2 protein-coding genes and 1 pseudogene are annotated in these 1,685 nt (G+C 69.2%); all 3 read left to right on the top strand.

Features of this window, described 5'->3' with window-relative positions; translation table 11 throughout:
* The coding region (locus J7E68_RS16250) for an OmpA family protein (RefSeq protein WP_215174345.1) at window positions 1–415 on the top strand (415 nt) is incomplete at its 5' end.
* A gap of 5 nt (window positions 416–420) precedes the next feature.
* Window positions 421–1,353 carry a flagellar motor switch protein FliM gene (locus tag J7E68_RS16245; protein WP_215174342.1) on the top strand — a complete coding sequence of 311 codons (933 nt, stop codon included), beginning with the start codon at window positions 421–423 and terminating at the stop codon, window positions 1,351–1,353.
* A pseudogene (locus J7E68_RS16240) lies at window positions 1,353–1,685 on the top strand (hypothetical protein); the annotation flags it as partial. The gene J7E68_RS16245 and the pseudogene J7E68_RS16240, both read left to right, overlap by 1 nt.

Below are 1,685 nucleotides of genomic sequence, written 5' to 3'. Positions count from 1 at the left end.
GGGCCTGCAGGTGGGGCTCGTCGGCGCCGAGACCTTCTTCGCCGACAACAGCACCGACCTCTCGGCCAAAGCCGATGCGGTGCTCGACTCGATCGGCGATGTGCTCATCACGGTCGACAACCAGGTGAGCGTCGAGGGACACGCCGACCACCGGCAGTCGGCCGATCCGTTCCCGACGAACTGGGAGCTGTCGGGCGGGCGGGCAACCAAAGTCGCCCGGTTCCTCGTCGAGCACGAGGGCGTCGGCGGTCCGCGTGTGAAGGCGACCGCGTTCTCCGACACCCGCCCGATCGTGAAGGGCGACAGCCCGCAGGCTCTGGCGAGCAACAGACGCGTCGACATCGTCGTCGAGTCGACCGAGGAAGAGCAGGTTCGAGCGCTGATCCCGGCCCTCGCCGCTGCCGCGAAGGACTGAGCGCCGTGAACACCAGCGCCGTGCACACCACCGTCGAGGAGACCACCATGACCGCCGCAGTGATCGACGATCCCGCCTCCCGGTTCCCCCCGTACGATTTCGGGCGCCCTGCGCAGCTCGGACGCGAGAGCACTCGGCACCTGGGGGCGGCGTTCGAGTCCTTCGCGCGTCTGTGGTCCTCGCAGTTGACCGACAAGATCCGTGTGCGCGCGCACCTGGCACTCGAGAGCGTCGACCTGGTCTCGTACGAGGAGTACTCGGACACCCTGCCGAGCACCACGGCGATGGTGGCGGGCGCGCTGCCGGATCGCGAAGAGCCCTGCGTCGTGCAGTTCGGGCTCGACAGCGCCCTGCTGTGGGTCGTGCAGATGATGGGCGGTCGAAGCACCGCCCTTCCAGAGGCTCGCACGTTCACGCCGATCGAGCTGGCGCTCGTGCGCAACCTCATGGACGGCACCTTCGAGCACCTCCATGCCAGTCTCGACGCGCTGCTTCCCGGTGCGCCGAGGTTCAGCGCCGTGCACTACAACCCGCAGTACATGCAGGTCATCTCGGCGACGGCCGCCGTGATCGTCGCGCGCTACACGATGCGACTGGGGGACTCCGAGACCACCGCGACCGTCATGCTGCCGGCATCCGCCGTCGTCGACCGTCTGGCGGCGACGGGGTCGGATGCCATAGCCGGTCACTCCGCCGAGCAGACGCTCGAGCAGGTGAAGAGCACCCCGTTGGAGATCACTCTGCGCCTGGCGCCGCTGACCATCGGCACCGGCGAGATCCTCGATCTCGCGCCGGGCGATCTGCTGCGCCTGCCGCACCCCGAGACCAGACCCTACGAACTCGTGGCCGGCCAGACCCAGATCGGCCTCGCCACACCGGGAAGCAGAGGCTCGCGCCTCACCTGCAAGATCACGACCACCCCTGAGGAGACCCACTGATGAGCACCTTCCACGAGACCGCGATCGCCGCGGCGATCGCCGGCAAGCTGCCGTTCGGCTACCCCGTCATCCCTGCCCCCTCCACCGACCCCGGTGCCTCCGGCGACGCGGTCGTGGTCACCTTCACCGGCAGCCCCGGCGCGCGCATCGCGATCCAGGTCGCCGACCCGTCGCACCTCGAGGACGGCTCGAAGAAGGCCGGGCTCGCCGATCGTCTGCATCCGATATTCGAGGCGGCTGCCGCCGTGCTCGGCACGGGATCGCTGAGCGACGGCGAGCAGGTCGCCGCCGCCGACGTCTTCACCGATGCCGGCACCCAGGTGTTCGACATG

The sequence above is a fragment of the Microbacterium sp. ISL-103 genome (assembly GCF_018613995.1).
Taxonomy (GTDB): domain Bacteria; phylum Actinomycetota; class Actinomycetes; order Actinomycetales; family Microbacteriaceae; genus Microbacterium.
This window is presented reverse-complemented; position numbering and strand designations above follow the sequence as displayed.